The organism is Caballeronia sp. NCF2, assembly GCF_023631205.1.
In the GTDB taxonomy this organism is placed as follows: Bacteria; Pseudomonadota; Gammaproteobacteria; order Burkholderiales; family Burkholderiaceae; genus Caballeronia; species Caballeronia zhejiangensis.
On record NZ_JALQDN010000011.1, the window covers coordinates 47,618 to 67,860 of the forward strand.

Here is a 20,243-nt window from a genome sequence, read left to right on the forward strand (position 1 = left end):
CTGGCAAGCGACGGCTGCTGCCGATATCGGACGGGCGGCGGGAGTCTGCCAACGCTTCCTTAGCGCCGCCTTAGCGATCCCCTCAGGCTTCGATCAGCAGTGCGGCGGCCACGCGCCGGCCTTCGGACATCAGTATGTTGTAGGTGCGGCAGGCCGCGCCGAAATCCATCGTTTCGACGCCGATGCGGTGTTTCGCCAGTTGCGCGGTGAGGCGCGGATGCGGAAAGCGCAGCCGCGACCCGCTGCCGAAAATGACGACTTCCGGCGCGGCCTCGACGAGCGCATCGAAATCCTCGGGCTTGAGCGCATCGAACGACGACACCGGCCACGCCGCGACGGGCGTCTGCGGCATGACGATCACGCTGCCTTCGTGCCTTTCGAGATTGATCGCCACGAAACCGTCTCCGTAGCTCGTGATGGTATTGAGCGCGCTGGTGGAATCCTGGTGCAGTTTCAAAACAATGATCCGGCAAGGAAAAGGAGAGAGGCCCGGCGGGCGCGCGCAGCGCCGTTTGCGCCGGTTCCGGCGCATTCGATTGGTGCATTGCGGAACTGGGCCATAATCAGTAAATTATAACTTTTTGGCTGCCGGGCTCGCTCGTGCGCCACCCGTTGCGCTCGCGTGCCGCCACAAGCCGCCTTCGACACGCAATCCGGTCCGCATCGCCCATGCCTTACCTGGCGCGGCGTCTAAAATGCATCGTTCGGCGCTCGGGAAAAGCGGGCCGTCCGGGCGAGCCGCCATCGGCTTTCACCTCGGTATTTATTGCAACGCCCGTCCGCCGCGCGCGAGGCTGGCTGCCCCGAATTCCGAGCCGCACGCGACCGACATCACCAGAACCCGTCCGCATTCACATCAGACCCAGAGCGCCAGCCGTGAAACCGATTCTCAAATCCAACAAGCTGCAAAACGTCTGCTACGACATTCGCGGGCCCGTGCTCGAACACGCGAAGCGCCTCGAAGAAGAAGGCCATCGCATCATCAAGCTGAATATCGGCAATCTGGCGCCGTTCGGCTTCGAGGCGCCGGACGAGATCATTCAGGACATGATCCGCAATCTGCCGGGTTCGTCGGGCTATTCGGATTCGAAGGGCGTGTTCGCCGCGCGCAAGGCGATCATGCATTACACGCAGCAAAAGGGTGTGACGGGCGTCGAACTGGACGATATCTACATCGGCAATGGCGCGTCGGAACTGATCGTCATGGCGATGCAGGCGCTTCTCAACGACGGCGACGAAGTGCTCCTTCCGGCGCCGGACTATCCGCTATGGACGGCCGCGGTGAGCCTGTCGTCGGGCACGCCGCGCCACTACATGTGCGACGAGAGCAACGGCTGGATGCCCGATCTCGACGACATCCGCGCGAAAATCACGCCGAACACGAAGGCGCTCGTCGTCATCAACCCGAACAACCCCACAGGCGCGCTGTACTCCGACGAACTGCTGCGTGAACTGATCGCGATCGCGCGCGAGCACGGTCTCATCATTTTCGCGGACGAGGTCTACGACAAGATCGTCTACGACGGCAAGACGCACACGTCGATGGCCGCGCTCTCCGAAGACGTCGTCACGGTCACGTTCAACAGCCTTTCGAAAAGTTACCGCTCGTGCGGGTATCGCGCGGGCTGGATGGCGATCTCCGGGCTGATCGAAGAGAACCGCCGCCGCGCGAAGGATTATCTCGAAGGCCTCGGCATTCTCGCGTCGATGCGCCTGTGCCCGAACGTACCCGGCCAGTATGCGATCCAGACGGCGCTCGGCGGCTATCAGAGCATCAACGACCTGATCGTCCCGAGCGGGCGCCTCTTCAAGCAGCGCGAACTCGCGTACGACATGCTCACGGCGATTCCGGGCGTCACGTGCGTGAAGCCGCAAGCCGCGCTCTACATGTTCCCGAAGCTCGATCCGAAGATGTATCCGATCCAGGACGACCAGCAGTTCATCACGGATCTGCTGCTCGAGGAGCGCGTGCTGCTCGTGCAAGGCACCGGCTTCAACTGGCCGACGCCGGATCACTTCCGCGTGGTTTTCCTGCCGAACGTCGACGATCTCGCGGATTCGATCAACCGCATCGCGCGCTTCCTCGACGGCTATCGCAAACGACATTCCGCTTAATCTCTCTTTTAAAGACTCGCGCTGCATGGAACCGATCAAAGTAGGACTCTTGGGCTTCGGCACGGTCGGCAGCGGCACCTTCACGGTGCTGCGCCGTAACCAGGAAGAAATCAAACGACGCGCGGGACGCGGCATCGAAATTTCGCGTGTCGCCGTGCGTACGACGGCGAAGGCCGAAGCGGCGAAGCAGGAAGGCATCGCGGTGACGGACGACTTCAACGCGGTCGTCGACGATCCTTCCATCGCCATCGTGTGCGAAATGATCGGCGGCACGGGCTTCGCGCGCGAACTGGTGCTGCGCGCGATCGCGAACGGCAAGCATGTCGTGACGGCCAACAAGGCGCTGCTCGCGGTGCACGGCACGGAAATTTTCGAGGCCGCGCGCGCGAAGGGCGTGATGGTCGCGTTCGAGGCCGCGGTGGCGGGCGGCATTCCGATCATCAAGGCGCTGCGCGAAGGGCTGACGGCGAACCGCATCGAGTACATCGCGGGCATCATCAACGGCACGACGAACTACATTCTTTCGGAAATGCGTGACCGCGGGCTCGACTTCGCGACCGCATTGAAGGCCGCGCAGGAACTGGGTTACGCCGAAGCCGATCCGACTTTCGACATCGAAGGCGTCGATGCCGCGCACAAGGTCACGATCATGAGCGCAATCGCGTTCGGCGTGCCGGTGCAGTTCGATCGCGCGTATGTGGAAGGCATCAGCAAGCTGGCCGCGATCGACATTCGTTACGCGGAAGATCTCGGCTATCGCATCAAGCTGCTCGGCATCGCGCGGCGCTCGGAGAAGGGCATCGAGCTGCGCACGCATCCGACGCTCGTTCCGGCCAAGCGCCTGCTCGCCAATGTGGAAGGCGCGATGAACGCGGTCGTCGTGCACGGCGACGCGGTCGGCACGACGCTCTACTACGGCAAGGGCGCGGGCGCGGAGCCGACGGCGTCCGCCGTGGTCGCCGATCTCGTCGACGTGACGCGCCTGCATACGGCCGATCCCGAGCATCGCGTGCCGCATCTGGCGTTCCAGCCGGACAGCCTGTCGAACACGCCAATCCTGCCGATCGACGAAGTGACGAGCGGCTACTACTTGCGCCTGCGCGTCGCGGACGTGACGGGCGTGCTCGCGAACATCACGCGCATTCTCGCGGACAAGGGCATCTCCATCGACGCGCTGCTGCAGAAGGAATCGGAAGAAGTCGACGGCGCGAACAAGGGCGAGACCGACATCATCCTCATCACGCACGAGACGCTCGAAATGAACGTGAACGCGGCGATCGCGCAGATCGAGGCGCTGTCCACGGTCGTCTCCAAGGTGACGAAGCTGCGCATGGAAGCGCTCAACTAAAGGCAAGCACGATGAACTACATTTCGACGCGCGGCGCCGGCACCGACGAGCGCCACACGTTCTCCGACATTCTGCTGGGCGGCCTCGCCAAAGACGGCGGCCTGTATCTGCCGGCGGAGTATCCGAAAGTCAGCGCCGACGAACTCGCGCGCTGGCGCACGCTGTCGTACGCGGATCTCGCATTCGAAGTGCTGTCGAAGTTCAGCGACGACATTCCTGCCGACGACCTGCGCTCGCTTACGCGCAAGACGTACACCGCGCAGGTGTACAGCAACGTGCGCCACGAAGAGAGCGCGGTTCAGATCACGCCTTTGAAGACGCTCGGCGAGGAAAACGGCACGACGCTGTCGCTGCTGGAACTCTCGAACGGCCCGACGCTCGCCTTCAAGGACATGGCGATGCAACTGCTCGGCAATCTGTTCGAGTACGCACTGGCCAAGCACGGCGATGAATTGAACATCCTCGGTGCGACCTCGGGCGACACCGGCAGCGCCGCCGAATACGCGATGCGCGGCAAGACCGGCGTGCGCGTGTTCATGCTCTCGCCGCACAAGAAGATGAGCGCGTTCCAGACCGCGCAGATGTTCTCGCTGCAGGATCCGAACATCTTCAATCTGGCGGTCGAAGGCAACTTCGATAACTGCCAGGACATCGTCAAGGCCGTGTCGAACGATCACGCGTACAAGGCGAAGCACAAGATCGGCACGGTCAATTCGATCAACTGGGCGCGCGTCGTCGCGCAGGTCGTGTACTACTTCAAAGGCTATTTCGCCGCGACGAAGAGCAACGACGAACGCGTGTCGTTCACGGTGCCCTCGGGCAATTTCGGCAATGTGTGCGCGGGGCACATCGCGCGCATGATGGGCCTGCCGATCGATCAACTCGTCGTCGCGACCAACGAAAACGACGTGCTCGACGAGTTCTTCAAGACCGGCGTGTATCGCGTGCGCGGCGCGGCGGAGACGTATCACACGACGAGCCCGAGCATGGATATCTCGAAGGCGTCGAACTTCGAGCGTTTCGTGTACGACCTGCTCGGACGCGATCCGGCGCGCGTGCTGCAACTGTTCCGCGACGTCGAAGAGAAGGGCGGCTTCGACCTCGCGGTGAGCGGCGATTTCGCGCGCGTGAAGGAATTCGGATTTGTGTCGGGCAAGAGCGGCCACGACGACCGCGTGAAGACGATCCGCGACGTATTCGAGCGCTATCACACGATGATCGACACGCACACCGCCGACGGCGTGAAGGTCGCGCGCGAAAATCTGAAGCCCGGCGTGCCGATGATCGTCCTCGAAACCGCGCAGCCGATCAAATTCGGCGAGACGATCCGCGAGGCGCTCAATCGCGAGCCCGAGCGGCCGGCTGCGTTCGTCGGACTTGAAAAACTGCCACAAAGGTTCGATATCGTTCCTGCCGATGCTGGCGTCGTGAAGGCGTTCATCGCCGAGCGCACGTAACAGGATCGTCATCGGGATGAACGGGGCGCGGCTGCACGGCCGCGCCCCGTTTTTTTATGATGCGGCACGAAATCCGCCGCCCGAGCCAGCTTCGCAGAATCGCCGCTCGCGGGCAAAAGCCCGCCAAAAGCTGTTAAAATCTCAGGTTTTTCGTCGTACCCCATTCAAAAGGACGCGCCGTGCTGTCTACCGCCAATATCACCATGCAATTCGGGCCCAAGCCCCTCTTCGAGAACATCTCGGTCAAGTTCGGCGAAGGCAACCGCTATGGCTTGATCGGCGCCAACGGCTGCGGCAAGTCGACCTTCATGAAGATCCTGGGCGGCGATCTCGAGCCGTCCTCGGGCAACGTCATGCTGGAGCCGAACGTGCGTCTCGGCAAATTGCGCCAGGACCAGTTCGCGTACGAAGACATGCGCGTACTCGACGTCGTCATGATGGGTCACACCGAAATGTGGGCCGCGATGACCGAGCGCGACGCGATCTACGCCAACCCCGACGCCACCGACGACGACTACATGCGCGCCGCCGACCTCGAAGCCAAGTTCGCCGAATACGACGGCTACACGGCCGAAGCGCGCGCGGGCGAACTGCTGCTCGGCATCGGCATCAACATCAACGATCACAATGGCCCGATGAGCAACGTCGCGCCGGGCTGGAAGCTGCGCGTGCTGCTCGCGCAGGCGCTGTTCTCGAAGCCCGACGTGCTGCTGCTCGACGAGCCGACCAACAACCTCGACATCAACTCGATCCGTTGGCTGGAAGACGTGCTGAACCAGTACAACTCGACGATGATCATCATCTCCCACGATCGTCACTTTCTGAACCAGGTCTGCACGCATATGGCGGACATGGACTACGGCACGCTGAAGGTCTGGCCGGGCAATTACGACGACTACATGCTGGCGTCGACGCAGGCGCGCGAGCGTCAGCAGGCCGCGAACCAGAAGGCGAAGGAGCGCGTGGCCGACCTGCAGGACTTCGTGCGCCGCTTCTCGGCGAACAAGTCGAAGGCGCGTCAGGCGACCAGCCGTCTGAAGATGATCGACAAGATCAAGATCGAGGAATTCAAGCCGTCGTCGCGTCAGAATCCGTTCATCCGCTTCGAGTACGAGAAGAAGCTGCACAACATCGCGGTGGTCGCGGAAGAAATCACGAAGAAGTACGACCGCACGATCTTCCAGAACTTTTCGCTCTCGGTGCAGCCGGGCGAGCGTATCGCGATCATCGGCGAGAACGGCGCGGGCAAGACGACGCTGCTCAAGTCGCTCAAGGGCGCGCTCGAACTCGATCACGGCACGGTGAAGTGGGCGGAAAACGCCAACGTCGGCTATATGCCGCAGGACACGTACGAAGAGTTTCCGAAGGACGAGACGCTGACCGAGTGGATCGACCAGTATCGCAAGGAGGGCGACGACGAGCAGATGATGCGCGGCACGCTCGGCCGTCTGCTCTTCAACGCGGACGATATCAAGAAGAACGTGAAGGTGCTGTCGGGCGGCGAAAAGGGCCGCATGATCTGGGGCAAGCTGATGCTCGGCCGCCACAACGTTCTGCTGATGGACGAGCCGACCAACCACATGGACATGGAGTCGATCGAGTCGCTGCAGATCGCGCTGGAGAAGTTCGAAGGCACGCTGATCTTCGTGTCGCACGACCGCGAGTTCGTGAGCGGGCTGGCGAATCGCATCATCGAAGTGAAGACGGATGGCACGCTGCGCGACTTCGGCGGGAATTACGAAGATTTTCTGGCGAGCCAGGGGATTCAGTAATCACCGGCTTCGCGCTCGCGCTGAAACAAGCGGCCCGCCTCGAAAGAGCGGGCCGTTTTTACATGCCGGTCAAAGCCTGTCGTTGCGAAACCGCATCGCCGTTCCTTCGCGCGTAATGCGCTCCCAGATCGCGCGTTTTTCGTCGTCGTTCAGAAACACCCAGTTGGACACTTCGCCGGCCGTGCGGCCGCAGCCTTTGCAGACGTCGTCGAAGAGCGTGGAGCACACGCCGATGCAGGGGCTATCAGGCAGATCGTGAAGATTCGAAGACATTGGGCTAGCTCGTGACCGCATCGGCGCCGAACAAAAAGGGCGGCAACGCGGCATTCAAAATCGTAAAAAAACTCAACGCGCGATACTGTAGCCTATCCGCGCGATCCAGTGATGCCGCTGGTTGTAATCGAGGATGTCCTCGCCGTACCCGTTGAAGTAGCTCACGAACAGATAGCCGCCCCACGCGCTGCCGATCAGCTTCGCGAGCGGATAGGTCAACTGCGATTCCACGCTGCCGTACCAGTGCTTCGTGCCTTTGCGTAATGTCGTCGCGAGTTGCCAGCCGTCCGGGCTGCCGTATTTCACGAGGAAATCGACGTAGCCGCGATAATCCGCGATGTCCTCGTTGCCCGCCTTCGACAGGTAGTAATAGAACTTCGGCGAGAGCGTCAGGTGATTGCCGTTCAGATCGCCGAAATCCCATGTCGGGCGCACGAACGCGATGTTGATCGAGCGCGATTCGTCGCCGCTCTTGCCGTTCGATTCATGCCCGATGCCCGCCGCGACGCCCATGCGCGTGAAGAGCGCGCTTTTCCAGCCGGTGTCCTCCACGTAATAGAACAGTTGCGGCTGAAAGCTGATGTCGCGAAACGGCACCGATTCGGCCGAGAGATTCCAAATGGCCGTCTGCGTGTAGCCGAAATAGAGGTTGTCGAGGAAGCCGCGCGAGCGGGGATCGTCAGGCAGATGCAGGCGATATTTGAAGCTGAACTGGAATTTCGCGAGATTGTCGCCGTTTTTGCCATCCGCGAAATAGATCGGCTCGAACGTCGAGAAGCGGCCCGAGAGCAACGTGTCCGTGCTGGACGCCGGTTGGACGGCGGTATTCGCCGCGGCCGTCGCGACGGCGAGTTGGCCGGGCGTCGTCGCTTGCGACTCGGCCTTCTCCGCGGCGGCGACCTCGGTCTGCGTATCGCTGCGATTGAGCGTGACGAGCATCGGCGAAGCATCGAAGCCGACCGGATCGATCTTCACCGTCCCGCGCGCCGAATCGGGCCACGGCGCCGAAAAACGCACGCGGCGATACTGGCCGGGCGCAAGGCGCAGACGGTCCGGCACTGTCGGATCGCGTTCGAGCGTGAGCGGCGCCGGCGGCAAATCGCCATTGGTCAGATTCATGGTCAGTTGCTTCGGGACATCGACGGTCAGGGGTTTCGCGTCATCGTCGGTATAGAGGAGCGTCAGTTCGAGCGGTTGCGAGGCGGCGGCTTCGCGCGCGGGTTGCAGCACGGCGACGGTCGCGCGCGTAGCGCCGCTTGTGCAAAGGCCGGCAAGAAGAAGCGCGAACATGCGTGCGCGGCCGGCAGAGCGGCGGGAATTTTTCAGCGAAATCGATCGTGGGCCGTGGGCCATGTAGTTCGTGTCCTGTTGGGGCGGGGCGGGCATCAGGACAGTCTGACAGCGCGAGCCGCGCCGCGATCCCGACATTCCAGACGAAATGGCATCGAAACCGGTGCGTCAGGCCGAAAACACCGCCTGCCAGAGCATCGCGCCGTTCAGCGCGACGATCACGCCCGCGCACATCCACGCCAGCGCCAGCGGCACGCGCGCGACGCGCCAGCGGCCCATCAGCGCGGCATCGGAGGCGAAGCGCACGAGTGGAATCACGGCGAGCGGCAATTGCAGGCTCAAGACGACTTGCGTCGCGACGAGGAGCGCGTTCGAACCATGCTGGCCGAAACTTCCGACCGCGACGAGCGCCGGACCGATCGCGAGCCCGCGCGTCAGGAGCGCCCGCGCCCAGCGCGCCATCTTGAGGCGCAGGAAGCCTTCCATCACCGCCTGGCCGGCGAGCGTGCCCGTGACCGTCGCGTTCAGGCCGCACGCGAGCAGCGCGGCGGCGAACACGACGCCCGCCCAATGGGTGCCGACGAGCGGCGCAATGAGACGGTGGGCGTCGGCGAGATCGTTCACACCGGTGTGGCCGTTCGCGTGGAAGACGGCCGCCGCGACGATCAGTAACGACGCGTTGACGATGAACGCAAGCCCGAGCGAGCCGAACGTATCGATGTTCACGCCACGAAGCGCGCGCCCGATGGTCGCGTCGTCGCGCGCGCTCGCGTGCTCCTTGACGAGCGCGGAGTGCAGATAAAGGTTGTGCGGCATCACGGTCGCGCCGAGCACGCCCGCGGCGAGCCAGAGCATGCCGGCATCGCGGACGAGTTCGCGCGACGGCGCGATCCCGCGCAGCGCATCGCCCCAGACCGGATGCGCCAGCGCGAGTTCGATGACGAAGCACAAACTCACGAGAAAGATGAGCGTCGATACCGCCCGCTGCAGGGTCCGCTTGCCGCGGTTTTGCAGCGCGAGCATCGCGAAGGTTCCGACCGCCGAAACCAGCACGCCGGCCGTGAGCGAGAGGCCGAAGAGCATTTGCAGCGCAACCGCACTGCCGACGACTTCCGCGACGTCGCACGCGATGATCGCGATTTCGCACGCGATCCACAGAACGAGCGTCGTACGGCGGCTGTAGCGTTCGCGGCACAGTTGCGCGAGGTCGCGCCCGGTCACGACGCCCACGCGCGACGCGACCCATTGCAGCAGCATCCCCATCAGGCTCGCGAGCAGGACGACGAAAAGCAGCGAGTAACCGTAGCGCGCGCCGCTCGCGAGCGCCGTCGCCCAGTTGCCGGGATCCATGTAGCCGACAGCGACGAGCGCGCCCGCGCCGGCGAACGAATACCAGTGTCTGCGCGGGCGCGGCGCGCGCCCCCGATCTTCACGGGTCGCCACGGGCGACTGCGCGTCGGATTTCGCGGCTGACGGCCGGGCGAGCGCGGAGGGATTGGTATTCATGCGGGAGGCGGCCTCGGATAGCGTTGCAACGGTGCGCGTTGCCGGTTCAGAAGACGCCGCTTTTCGCGGCGCACGTCGAATTGGCTCGCAACAACTGTTCCGCTGGCTATTCGTCAGGCTTGTCCCGTGTCGGCCGCGCTCGTGCGAGTCAACGAAACGACGAAGAAACGACTCGCAAAACGGCGGGCGCAAGGGGACGCAGGCGACCGACCACGAATAATGACATTGCATCGGGCTTACGCCTGCGTGTCACTTTGACGAGTGTGGGTTTATCACGTGCCGCGGCAGCGGATTAGGGGCTAAAATGCGCGCTCTTTCCGGCTGTCGGCGCGCGGCGCTAAGCCGGGCAGAGCCCCGCGCGGCAAGACCGTCGCCGCGTGGCGCAAGGGCGTGTACATTTTGCGCGACAAGCGGCGGATTATTTTTTGTCGCGTCCGCGTTTAATGGTAGTTTTCGGGGTTTTAGGGGAGTCGCGGGTCGCTCGGCGATGCGAAAATGCGCCGGGTCCGGGCGGCACGACGTCGTGACAAGTCGGAACAAGGGAGAATCGAAATGAACGAGAAACTGGCGAGCCGCACGGCCAAGCTGGCGGGCGCCCTGGCATGCGCCGCGATGTTGGCTCCGCTCGCGGCCTTCGCGAAAGACACGCAGTTGAACGTGTACAACTGGTCGGACTATATCGCGAAGGACACGATTCCCAACTTCACCAAGCAGACCGGCATCAAGGTGAAGTACGACAACTACGACAGCGACGACACCCTGCAGGCCAAGCTCCTGACCGGCCGTTCCGGCTATGACATCGTCGTGCCGACCAGCAATTACGCCGGCAAGCAGATCGCCGCGAACATCTTCGCGCCGCTCGACAAGTCGAAGCTGCCGAACCTCAAATATCTCGATCCCGACCTGATGAAGCTCGTCGAGGGCGCGGATCCGGGCAATAAATACACGGTGCCCTGGGCGTACGGCACGACGGGCCTCGGCTACAACGTCGACAAGGCGAAGCAGATCCTCGGCGCGAACGCCGAACTGAACAACTGGGACATCCTTTTCAAGCCCGAGAACATCTCGAAGCTGAAGGCGTGCGGCGTCTCGGTGCTCGACGCGCCGGACCAGATGTTCGCGGCCGCGCTGCATTACATCGGCAAGGATCCGATGAGCACGAACCCGGCCGATTATCGCGAAGCGCTCGCGATGATGAAGAAAATCCGTCCGTACATCACGCAGTTCAACTCGTCGGGCTACATCAACGACATGGTCGGCGGCGATATCTGCTTCACCTACGGCTGGTCGGGCGACGTCGTGATCGCGAAGCATCGCGCCGTCGATGCGAAGAAGCCGTTCAAGATCGAGTACTACATTCCGAAGGGCGGCGCGCCCGTGTGGTTCGACGTGATGGCGATTCCGAAGGACGCCAAGAACAAGGACGCGGCGCACGAGTGGATCAACTACATCGAGACGCCGCAGGTTCACGCCGCGATCACCAACGCCGTGTACTACCCGAGCGCAAATCTCGAAGCGCGCAAGTACGTGGATAAGGACGTCGCGAACGATCCGGCCGTGTATCCGCCGCAGGATGTCATCAAGACGCTGTTCCTGCTGAAGCCGCTGCCGCCGGAAATCCAGCGCCTGCAGACGCGGCTCTGGACGGAATTCAAGTCCGGCCGATGAATCCGATAAGCCGGTTATTCTTTTGATACGACGAAGCCCCTGGACCTCCGGGGGCTTTGTTCGTGATCGCATCGCGTGGCGGGGCGAGTCACGAAAGACGCATGGAAGCAAGGAGTCGAACAGGCAATCATGAGTGAGCAGTCGAGCGCGTTGAAGGCAGCGCCTAATTCCGGCCGGCGCGAGCCGGGCAGTTTCCCATCCGTCTCGAGCACGGACGACAGCTTCGTGCAGATCGTCGATGTCGTGAAGAAGTTCGGCGAGACGACGGCCGTGCGGGGCGTCAACCTGTCGGTGAAGAAGGGCGAGCTGTTCGCGCTGCTGGGCAGCTCGGGCTGCGGCAAGTCGACTCTTTTGCGCATGCTCGCCGGACTCGAATCGGTGACCGAAGGGCAGATTCTGATCGACGGGGAAGACCTCGCGAAGATGCCGCCGTACAACCGGCCGGTCAACATGATGTTCCAGTCCTACGCGCTCTTTCCGCACATGAGCGTGGAATCGAACGTCGCGTTCGGGCTGAAGCAGGAAGGCGTAAAGGGCGGCGAGCTGAAGGACCGCGTCCACAACGCGCTCGAACTCGTGCAGATGGCGAAGTTCGCCAAGCGCAAGCCGCACCAGTTGTCGGGTGGTCAGCAGCAGCGCGTCGCGCTCGCGCGCAGCCTCGTCAAGCGACCTAAGCTGCTTCTGCTCGACGAGCCGATGTCCGCGCTCGACAAACAGATTCGCCAGCGCACGCAGATCGAGCTCGTCAATATTCTCGATACGGTGGGCGTCACCTGCATCATGGTGACGCACGATCAGGAAGAAGCGATGACGATGGCCAATCGCATCGCCGTGATGAGCGAAGGGCAGATCGTGCAGCTCGGCACGCCGCACGAAGTCTATGAGTATCCGAATAGCCGCTTCTCCGCGCAGTTCATCGGCTCGACCAATCTCTTCGACGGCAATGTCATCGAGGACGAGCCGGATCACATCTTCGTCGAATCGCCGGACCTTCCGGTGCGGCTCTATGTGAGCCACGGCATCACCGGGCCGCTCGGCATGCCGGTGACGATATCCGTGCGTCCCGAACGCATCGCGCTCACGCGCAAGCCGCCCGAAGGCACCTACAACTGGGGCCGCGGAAAGGTGACGAACATCGCGTACATGGGCGGCTACACGCTCTATCACGTGACGCTCGATTCCGGCAAGGTCGTGGTCGCGAACCTGTCGAGCCTCGCGATCGGCGAGATCGATTCGCCCACGTTCGACGACGAAGTCTACGTGCGCTGGAGCGCGTCGGCGGGCGTGGTGCTGACCGCATGATGACGAACTGGCTCAAGCGCATCGGCGTTTCCGGACGCACGCTCGTCATCGGCGGTCCTTATCTGTGGCTCCTGCTGCTGTTCTTCGTGCCGTTCCTGCTCGTCGTGAAGATCAGCTTCGCGGACAGCCAGCTCGGCATTCCGCCGTACACGGATCTCGTGACGATGGAAGAGGGCGTGATGCATATCGCGCTCGACTTCGCGCACTACGCGTTCCTTGTCAAGGACAGCCTGTACTTCGCGACCTACATGAACTCGCTGCTGGTCGCGGCGGTATCGACGGTGCTGTGCCTCCTGATCGGCTATCCGATGGCGTATTACATCGCCCGTTCGAATCCGGCCACGCGCAACATCCTGATGATGGCCGTGATGCTGCCGTTCTGGACGTCGTTCCTCATTCGCGTGTACGCGTGGATCGGCATTCTGAAGAACAACGGCCTGCTCAATAACTTCCTGATTTCGATCGGCCTGCTGCATTCGCCGATCGAGCTGTATCACACGAACATCGCGGTATATATCGGCATGGTGTATTCGTATTTGCCGTTTCTCGTGATGCCGCTTTACGCGCATCTCGTGAAGATGGATCTGACTTTGCTCGAAGCGGCCTACGATCTCGGCGCGAAGCCGTGGAAGGCGTTCGTGCAGATCACGTTGCCGCTGTCGAAGAACGGCATCATCGCGGGCTGCCTGCTCGTGTTCATTCCGGCGGTGGGCGAGTACGTGATTCCCGAACTGCTCGGCGGCGCGGATACGCTGATGATCGGCCGCGTCATGTGGAACGAGTTCTTCAACAACGCCGACTGGCCGATGGCTTCCGCCGTCACTTGCGCGATGGTCCTCTTGCTGCTCGTGCCGATGGCGCTTTTCCAGCACTTCCAGGCGAAGCAACTGGAGGAAAAGCGATGATCAAGGTCAGCCGTCCGTTGCAAATCACCGCGCTGGGATTGGGATTCGCGTTCCTCTATATACCGATCCTGAGTCTCATCGTCTATTCGTTCAACGATTCGCCGCTCGTCACCGTCTGGACCGAGCCGTCGCTCAAGTGGTATCGCGCGCTCGTCACCGACGACGAACTGATCAACGCGGCGTGGCTGTCGTTGCGCATCGCGTTTTTCACGGCGTGCGCGTCGGTCGTCATCGGCACGTGGGCGGGCTTCGTGCTCGCGCGCATGGGGCGCTTCAAGGGCTTCACGCTCTACGCGGGCATGATCAACGCGCCGCTCGTGATCCCCGAAGTCATTCAGGGCATTTCGCTGCTGCTGTTGTTCGTCGAAATGGCGAAGCTCATCGGATGGCCGGATCGCGGATTCTTCACGATCTGGATCGGACACGTCATGTTGTGCATCTCGTATGTGGCGATCATCGTGGAATCGCGGGTGCGGGAGCTGAATCCTTCGCTGGAGGAGGCCGCGCTCGATCTCGGCGCGACGCCGCTGCGCGTGTTCTTCTCGATCACGCTGCCGCTGATCTCGCAGGCGCTCGTCGCCGGTTGGCTGCTGTCGTTCACGCTTTCGATCGACGATCTCGTGCTGTCGGCGTTCCTGTCCGGTCCCGGTTCGACGACATTGCCGCTCGTCGTGTTCTCGCGCGTGCGTCTTGGCCTGAATCCGGAGATGAACGCGCTCGCGACTTTGTTCATCGCGCTCGTGACGGTCGGCGTGATCGCGGCGAACGTCTTCATGCTGCGCAGCGAACGGAGAAAGCTCGCAACGGTGATGTGACGTCAAGTGGCCGGACGCAAAAAGCGCGTCCGGCACGACGCTGTAAACGCCGAAGGGCCATCGCGATGTTCAGTCGCGATGGCCCTTCTTGCATCAAGACGCGCCGCTTACTTCGCTGCTGCGTCCTTCAGAACGACGCGCGTCGGACCGCCGATGCTATTCATGAGCAGGTCGCCGTTGGACATGTACTGGATGATGGCGTAAGCGCCGTTGCCCAGATTGCTCTGCCCGAACGACACGCGATGCACGGTCTTGCCGGTGTTCCAGTCCATGCCGGTGATTTCCCAACCCGTCTTCGGATAGTAGCCGTTCACGAACACCATGTTCGACGCCGAACTCGTGCTCGGCACCATGCTGATGGAAACGACGTCGTCACGCGTCCAGACCGAGCGCCATGCGTGCTTCTTCGGATCCCATTCGAGACGCTCGGCACCCGAGGCCGGCTTGTTGACCGGACCGAGCGACAGCACGTCGACGAGCTTGTCCGGATGGCCCTTCTCGGCAACGTTGTTGACGACGAACGCGCCGTAGCCGTTCACGACCACCGACTGTTCGCTCTGAACGAACTTCGGCGGATGCTTGAGTCCGGCCGTGATGCCGATCTGACCGGCGATGCGCGGCGACTTCGTACCCGGAATCTGCTTCCAGCCCGCAGGCATCTGGTCGCGCCAGAACGCGACAAGGTGCATGCGGTTCGCGCCGTCCGTGATGACCACGAGCTTGTCCTGGTCGTCGCCGAAGCCCATGAGCGTGGGCGTGGAGCCGGTGCCGTCGCCGAACTTGACTGCGGGCGGCTGATCGCCGTGCTCATATTCGGCCTTCCATGCGCCGTCTGCTTCGTCTTCCGAGAGCTTCGTGCCGGTCCAAACGACCTTATGCATCACGCGATTCGACGCAATGTAGATGCCGCCTTTCTGATCGATCGCGAACGAGTTGCTCACGAATTCGCCCGGCGCAAAGCGGATCGTCTGCGGCTGGCCTTCGAGCGAACGGTCGAACACGCTGATCGACACGTTCGATGCCACGACGAACTTGCCGTCGTACGTGACACCCGTGCCGACGAGATGCGCCTTGCCGACGATCGGTTTCATGTCGACGGTCTTGATGACCTTGATGCCGGCGGCCGGATTCTTTTCGTCCACGAGACCGAACATGCTGATGTTGCCGTCCGAATCGTTGTAGTAGACATGATTATCCTTGTCCACCACCGAGTACACGCCGTTGACGACGCGCGTCCAGTCGAGGCCGTAGGTCTTGAACACTGCGTCTTCGGCCTGCTTGATGTTCGTGTAGCGCTCGCCGAGCACCTTGTCGTGCAGCGCGGCCGGAATGACCTTGTTGCCGGGCGCCGGGGCGCGTGCGACTTCCTTGAAGCCGCCGTTCGACACGTCGATATACGTCACGCCTTCGCTGGACACGCCCCACATGTAGTTCGGCGACGTCGACGCGAGCGTCATGATGTTCACCGGACCGGCGACGACGCGCGGCGCCTTGCTGATATCGACGTTGAAGAAGCCGGGCTTGACCGCATACGGAAACGCATCGCTCTGCGACGAATCGAAGTGCGTGATCGAATATTTCTCGGCGGCGAGGAACGGGTTGCGCGGCGGCTGCTTCGCTTCCAGCGCGTGCGCGGTGCCCGCAGCGAACAGCAGCGCGGTTATCGTGCTGATAGAGGTTTTTTTCATGCGTTGCTCCTTCTTCGGGTTGAATTCATATCGCGATGCGGGCAGGCATCAGAACGCCAGCGTCGCGCTTGCCATGAAACTGTTGGTGCTCTTGAGCCGGTTCGTGCTCGCGATGCTCGGCACCCAGCGCAAGCTCGCCGAAACGGGATGTTTGCCGCCCACCTTGGTGTCGTAAGTGACGATGGGACCGAGCGAGAAGTCATGTCCGACGAAGCCGTCGAGCCGATCGGCGACTGGGCCGGAGTCCTTGCCGAGCTGCTGAACGGTGCCCATCACGAGGCCTACGCCGACGCCATTGGCGAATTTCTTCAGGCCCATTAGATCGAGCGTGAAGAGCGGGGCGTTTTGATAATCGGTGGCTTGATTGCGCGTGTAGAACTGCAGTCCCGCGACGGCGTCGAATTCCAGGCCGTACTGCGGAACGAGCTTCGTGTACGCCACTTGAGGCACGAAGGTCCAGTTGTTCAGGCTCGTGTTGGCGAGCGCGTTCGGGTCGTAACGGCCGGTCGGCGCCCAGACGTTGAAGCTGAGCGCGATGTGATCGGTGCGCGAGAAGTGGTATCCCGCGACGATCGGCGTGAAGTAGAGGTCAAACAAGTTCGCGGCGCTGTCGCTGCGCGCGCCGTTCAGGCGTCCGACGGACGCGCCTGCTTTCACGTCGGTCCAGACGTAGGGCAGCGTGATGGCGGACGCGAAACTCCATCCGCCCATGCTGCCCCACGAGCGCATCAGGGTAGCGAGCGTGAAGTCGATCTTCGCGTCGACGCCGGCAGTCGCCGTGCCGGCGATCGGCACGGAGCGGTTCGCGCCGATCGAGCCGTCGAGATAGATGTTCTCGAAGTTCACGATGGTCATCGGCTCGGGCGGCACGATGCCCGCGCTCGGGCCGACGCTCATGCCCGCGACAGGCCGGCCGAGCGCGCTTTCGGTTGCATGAGCAACGGGAATGCAGGCCGATGAGGCCGCCAGCATCAGCGCCAGAACTGATCGGCGCGCGGTAAGTCCGCGACGCGTGCCGAATTCAGATAAAACGCATTGCATTATTCCCGTTTCTGGGATTCGATTTATTTTGCTCATTGTTTGAAAAATTGGTGCGTCCAAAAGCGCCGTAATAAATGGATCCGTCTATCTATCCGCTTTGCGAAATATCGCGGTAGACATTAATTGAATTTAATCGCTATTCGTAGGCGTGCGTGTTCCCGCAACGATGGATCGTTGCTGCCTGTACTTGCCGGAGAGAGTTCTTGTTCGTGCCGAATCAGCTCCGCGAACTTTGAAACGGGCGCTAATGGCGATTGAAAAAGATTAAACAGTGCTCAGGTTTAGAAACAGATCTTCCGACTGCATTTGGTTGGCGACACTATCAGCGCGCACGTGCGCAGACAAGCTTTGCCGCCGGAATGACAAAGATATGCACAAAGATCAATTATTTTTTTCATTAATACGCTTTGAGAAAATCTCAGCGTGAAGTTTGCGCAAAACGAGTTCGGGGCGCACGATGCGCCCCGAGAAAAGACATGCAAACGCCTGCTTGCGAAAGCTTCAGTCGCCCGACGCTTCCCGCGCGAGCGCGAGATGCTTCGCGAAGGTCGTCGGGTCGGTATTGGTGCCGCACAGCAGCACGCCGACACGCTTGCCTTCCAGCCGCTCGCGCAACGGTCCGAGCAGGGCGGCGGTGGCGGCGGCGCATGCCGGCTCGACCGCCAGTTTGAGTTCACCGAACAACTGCAGCATGCCGTGACGCAGCTCGTTGTCCGACACGGTGACGATCTCGTCGATATGCCGCCGACATAGCTCGTAGCTGTACTGCTCGGTATGCGGCGCCATCAAAGAATCGGCGATGCCGTGCATCGCGCCCATCTTGACCGTGTGATTCGCCTCGAAGCTGCGTTTCATCGCATCCGAGCCTTCCGGTTCCACGCCGAAGACATGCAGCGACGGATTTGCGAGGCGCATCGCCGTCGATACGCCCGCGGCCAGGCCGCCGCCGCCGATCGGCAGGATCACGGCGTCGAGATCGGGCGCCTGCGACGTCCACTCGTAGCCGAGCGTCGCCGTGCCGAGCACCGTGCGATAGCCGTTGAACGGATGGATGAACACGCGTCCTTCTTCCGCTTCGACGCGCCGCACGACATCGAACGCCTCGGCGACGTTCTCCGCGAACACGACTTCCGCGCCGTAGCGCCGGCACAGCGCCACGCGCGCCGGGCTCGCGCTCTTGATGATGACGACCTTCGCGCCCACTTCCATGCGCTGCGCCGCGTACGCGACCGCCACCGCGTGATTGCCCGCCGATACGCACGTGACGCCCGCCGAACGCTCGCTGTCGGTGAGCGCGAGGATATTCGAAAACGCGCCGCGCGCCTTGAACGTGCCGCTTGCCTGCAAGAGTTCGAACTTGAACGTGACCGGCGTGCCTTCGAGCGTCGGAAAGTCGTGGCGCTCGAAGGTCGGGGTGCGCGTCACCCACGGCGTGAGCGCCATATGCTGCTCGGCGATTTCGTCGAGCGTCGGAATCGGTGTGCCGTCGATCGTATTGTCGGAATGCTGCATGGCAGTGGACATGACGTGTTGTCGATCTGGAGAGGTCAACGGGGCTGTGCTTCGACGGACATGCTGTGGATGAACTTGCCCAGGAACGCCTCGCACTGGACGAGCTGTTCGAGCGACACATACTCGTTCGCCTTGTGCGCCTGTTCGATGTTGCCCGGCCCGCAGACGATGCTCGGCACGCCCGCGTTCGCGAACAAGCCCGCTTCGGTGCCGTAGGCGACCTTGTGCTTGTCCTGATTTTGCGTGAGCGCGCGCACGAGTTGCGTGATCGCGGCCTGCTCGGTGGCGTCGAGGCCGGGCGCGGACGCGAGCTTCGTGAATTCGATCGCCGCGTTGCCGTGTTCCTTCAGCATCTTCGGCAGCAGCGTGTCATGCGCGTACGACTGGATGCGTTTGAAGATCTGATCGGGATCGATCGTCGGCAAATTGCGGAATTCGAACTCGAAGTTGCATTCGGCGGGCACGGTGTTGATCGCGTTGCCGCCTTTTATCGTGCTCGTCTGACCGGTGGTGAAGGGCACGTCGTAGAGTTCGTCGAACGGACCTTGCGCGCGAAACTCGTCGACGAGATCGCGGATGTGGCAGATGAGCCGCGCTGCGTACTCGATCGCGTTCAGGCCCTTCGGCGTCAGCGACGAATGCGCCGCGAAGCCGCGCACGCAGCAGTGATAAGTGTTGATGCCTTTGTGCGCGATGATCGGGCGCATCGATGTCGGTTCGCCGACGATGCAGCCATCGGGTTTGAGGCCGCGCTTTTTCAGGTCGGCGATCATCAGCGGCGCGCCGGCGCAGCCGACTTCTTCGTCGTAGGAAAGCGCGAAGTGGATGGGTTTCGCGAGCTTGGTCGCCTGCATCTTCGGTAGCATGGCGAGCGCGGCGCCGATGAAGCCTTTCATGTCACACGAGCCGCGGCCGTAGAGGAGGCCGTCGCGCACTTCGGGCTTGAACGGATCGCTCTGCCAGTCCTGACCGTCGACCGGAACGACATCGGTGTGACCCGACAGCACGATGCCGCCGTCGGTTTGGCCGTCGTGCGCCGGGACCGTGGCGAAGAGATTCGCCCACTGGCCGCGCGGATCGTTGGTGATGGTCGCTTCGATGCCCGCTTTTCGCAGTTCGTCGCGTACCGTTTCGATCAGGCCGAGATTCGGATTGCGGCTTACGGTATCGATGGATACGAGCCGTTCGATCCACGGCAGGCAAATGGGCGTTTCGGTTCTGGATTGAGCTTCGAGATTCGCCGTGTCAGCGATCTGTGACATATTTTTGCTCCTGCGGGTAGGGTTTGATCATAGCCCAAAAGAATGATGCTGGCCGTAGGGGGCTTTTTGGTTTTTGAGTTTTGGGGCTTTTGAGCTTTGGCGCTTTGGGGTTGTCGCTGGATCCCGTTTTCTTAGTGGTCTATTAGCGTTGCCCCTGTGCGGGGCGGCAGTCACTTTCTTTGCTGCTGCAAAGAAAGCAACTGTATTGAGCGTCAAGGGTTGAGTTGGTAAGGATCATGGTTTTGGGGGATTCCAAGTTGTGCCGTCGCGCATCATGGCGTTGAGCTGG

At 62.1% G+C, this 20,243-nt stretch carries 16 protein-coding genes; 8 read left to right on the forward strand and 8 right to left on the reverse strand.

Features of this window, described 5'->3' with window-relative positions; translation table 11 throughout:
* Positions 1-82: 82 nt before the first annotated feature.
* The gene (locus NCS02_RS07055; RefSeq protein ID WP_008349815.1) at positions 83-457 is read right to left on the reverse strand and encodes an Mth938-like domain-containing protein; all 375 of its coding nucleotides are present in this window, start codon (positions 455-457) and stop codon (positions 83-85) included.
* Positions 458-876: 419 nt separating this feature from the next.
* Here NCS02_RS07055 and NCS02_RS07060 point away from each other — a divergent pair, with 419 nt between their 5' ends.
* The 4 genes from NCS02_RS07060 (at position 877) to NCS02_RS07075 (ending at position 6,692) form a co-directional block, all read left to right on the forward strand.
* Entirely contained in the window at positions 877-2,115 is a 1,239-nt protein-coding gene (locus NCS02_RS07060; RefSeq protein ID WP_008349814.1) for a pyridoxal phosphate-dependent aminotransferase, read from the forward strand.
* Positions 2,116-2,140: 25 nt separating this feature from the next.
* Positions 2,141-3,463: a homoserine dehydrogenase gene (locus NCS02_RS07065; RefSeq protein WP_244808058.1), complete on the forward strand. Its 1,323-nt coding sequence runs from the start codon at positions 2,141-2,143 to the stop codon at positions 3,461-3,463.
* Between the two features lie 11 nt (positions 3,464-3,474).
* Positions 3,475-4,920 carry a threonine synthase gene (gene thrC, locus NCS02_RS07070; RefSeq protein WP_175980110.1) on the forward strand — a complete coding sequence of 482 codons (1,446 nt, stop codon included), beginning with the start codon at positions 3,475-3,477 and terminating at the stop codon, positions 4,918-4,920.
* Between the two features lie 179 nt (positions 4,921-5,099).
* A complete protein-coding gene (locus tag NCS02_RS07075; RefSeq protein WP_008349811.1) occupies positions 5,100-6,692 on the forward strand; it encodes an ABC-F family ATPase in 1,593 nt (530 codons plus the stop codon).
* 69 nt (positions 6,693-6,761) lie between these two features.
* On the opposite strand, the gene NCS02_RS07080 is transcribed toward NCS02_RS07075, so the two are convergent.
* From NCS02_RS07080 to NCS02_RS07090, 3 genes are all read right to left on the reverse strand, one after another.
* Entirely contained in the window at positions 6,762-6,965 is a 204-nt protein-coding gene (locus NCS02_RS07080; RefSeq protein WP_008349809.1) for a DUF1289 domain-containing protein, read from the reverse strand.
* Between the two features lie 72 nt (positions 6,966-7,037).
* Positions 7,038-8,255, reverse strand: coding sequence for a phospholipase A (locus NCS02_RS07085; RefSeq protein WP_244808059.1), 1,218 nt, complete (start codon positions 8,253-8,255; stop codon positions 7,038-7,040).
* A gap of 168 nt (positions 8,256-8,423) precedes the next feature.
* The gene (locus NCS02_RS07090) at positions 8,424-9,761 is read right to left on the reverse strand and encodes an Nramp family divalent metal transporter (RefSeq protein ID WP_244808060.1); all 1,338 of its coding nucleotides are present in this window, start codon (positions 9,759-9,761) and stop codon (positions 8,424-8,426) included.
* A gap of 552 nt (positions 9,762-10,313) precedes the next feature.
* Here NCS02_RS07090 and NCS02_RS07095 point away from each other — a divergent pair.
* The 4 genes from NCS02_RS07095 to NCS02_RS07110 all read left to right on the forward strand — a co-directional run bounded on the left by NCS02_RS07095 (position 10,314) and on the right by NCS02_RS07110 (position 14,451).
* Positions 10,314-11,429 (forward strand): polyamine ABC transporter substrate-binding protein, encoded by a 1,116-nt coding sequence (locus NCS02_RS07095; RefSeq protein WP_502800865.1) that lies wholly within the window; start codon positions 10,314-10,316, stop codon positions 11,427-11,429.
* A gap of 129 nt (positions 11,430-11,558) precedes the next feature.
* Complete coding sequence (locus NCS02_RS07100; RefSeq protein WP_244808061.1) at positions 11,559-12,731, forward strand: ABC transporter ATP-binding protein; 1,173 nt, start codon at positions 11,559-11,561, stop codon at positions 12,729-12,731.
* Positions 12,728-13,636: an ABC transporter permease subunit gene (locus NCS02_RS07105; RefSeq protein ID WP_033536118.1), complete on the forward strand. Its 909-nt coding sequence runs from the start codon at positions 12,728-12,730 to the stop codon at positions 13,634-13,636. Before NCS02_RS07100 ends, NCS02_RS07105 begins: the two co-directional genes overlap by 4 nt.
* The gene (locus NCS02_RS07110; protein ID WP_033536119.1) at positions 13,636-14,451 is read left to right on the forward strand and encodes an ABC transporter permease subunit; all 816 of its coding nucleotides are present in this window, start codon (positions 13,636-13,638) and stop codon (positions 14,449-14,451) included. The genes NCS02_RS07105 and NCS02_RS07110 overlap by 1 nt, the downstream gene beginning before the upstream one ends.
* A gap of 107 nt (positions 14,452-14,558) precedes the next feature.
* Here NCS02_RS07110 and NCS02_RS07115 read toward each other — a convergent pair whose 3' ends face one another.
* From NCS02_RS07115 to argE, 4 genes are all read right to left on the reverse strand, one after another.
* A complete protein-coding gene (locus NCS02_RS07115) occupies positions 14,559-16,139 on the reverse strand; it encodes an NHL repeat-containing protein (RefSeq protein ID WP_244808063.1) in 1,581 nt (526 codons plus the stop codon).
* Between the two features lie 48 nt (positions 16,140-16,187).
* Positions 16,188-17,111, reverse strand: a complete 924-nt coding sequence (locus tag NCS02_RS07120; protein ID WP_244808064.1) for a SphA family protein — start codon at positions 17,109-17,111, stop codon at positions 16,188-16,190.
* A gap of 570 nt (positions 17,112-17,681) precedes the next feature.
* On the reverse strand, positions 17,682-18,704 hold the full coding sequence (locus NCS02_RS07125) for a threonine/serine dehydratase family protein (protein WP_175980116.1): 1,023 nt from the start codon (positions 18,702-18,704) through the stop codon (positions 17,682-17,684).
* A 23-nt stretch (positions 18,705-18,727) separates the two neighbouring features.
* The gene (gene argE, locus NCS02_RS07130) at positions 18,728-19,954 is read right to left on the reverse strand and encodes an acetylornithine deacetylase (protein WP_244808066.1); all 1,227 of its coding nucleotides are present in this window, start codon (positions 19,952-19,954) and stop codon (positions 18,728-18,730) included.
* Between the last annotated feature and the right edge of the window lie 289 nt (positions 19,955-20,243).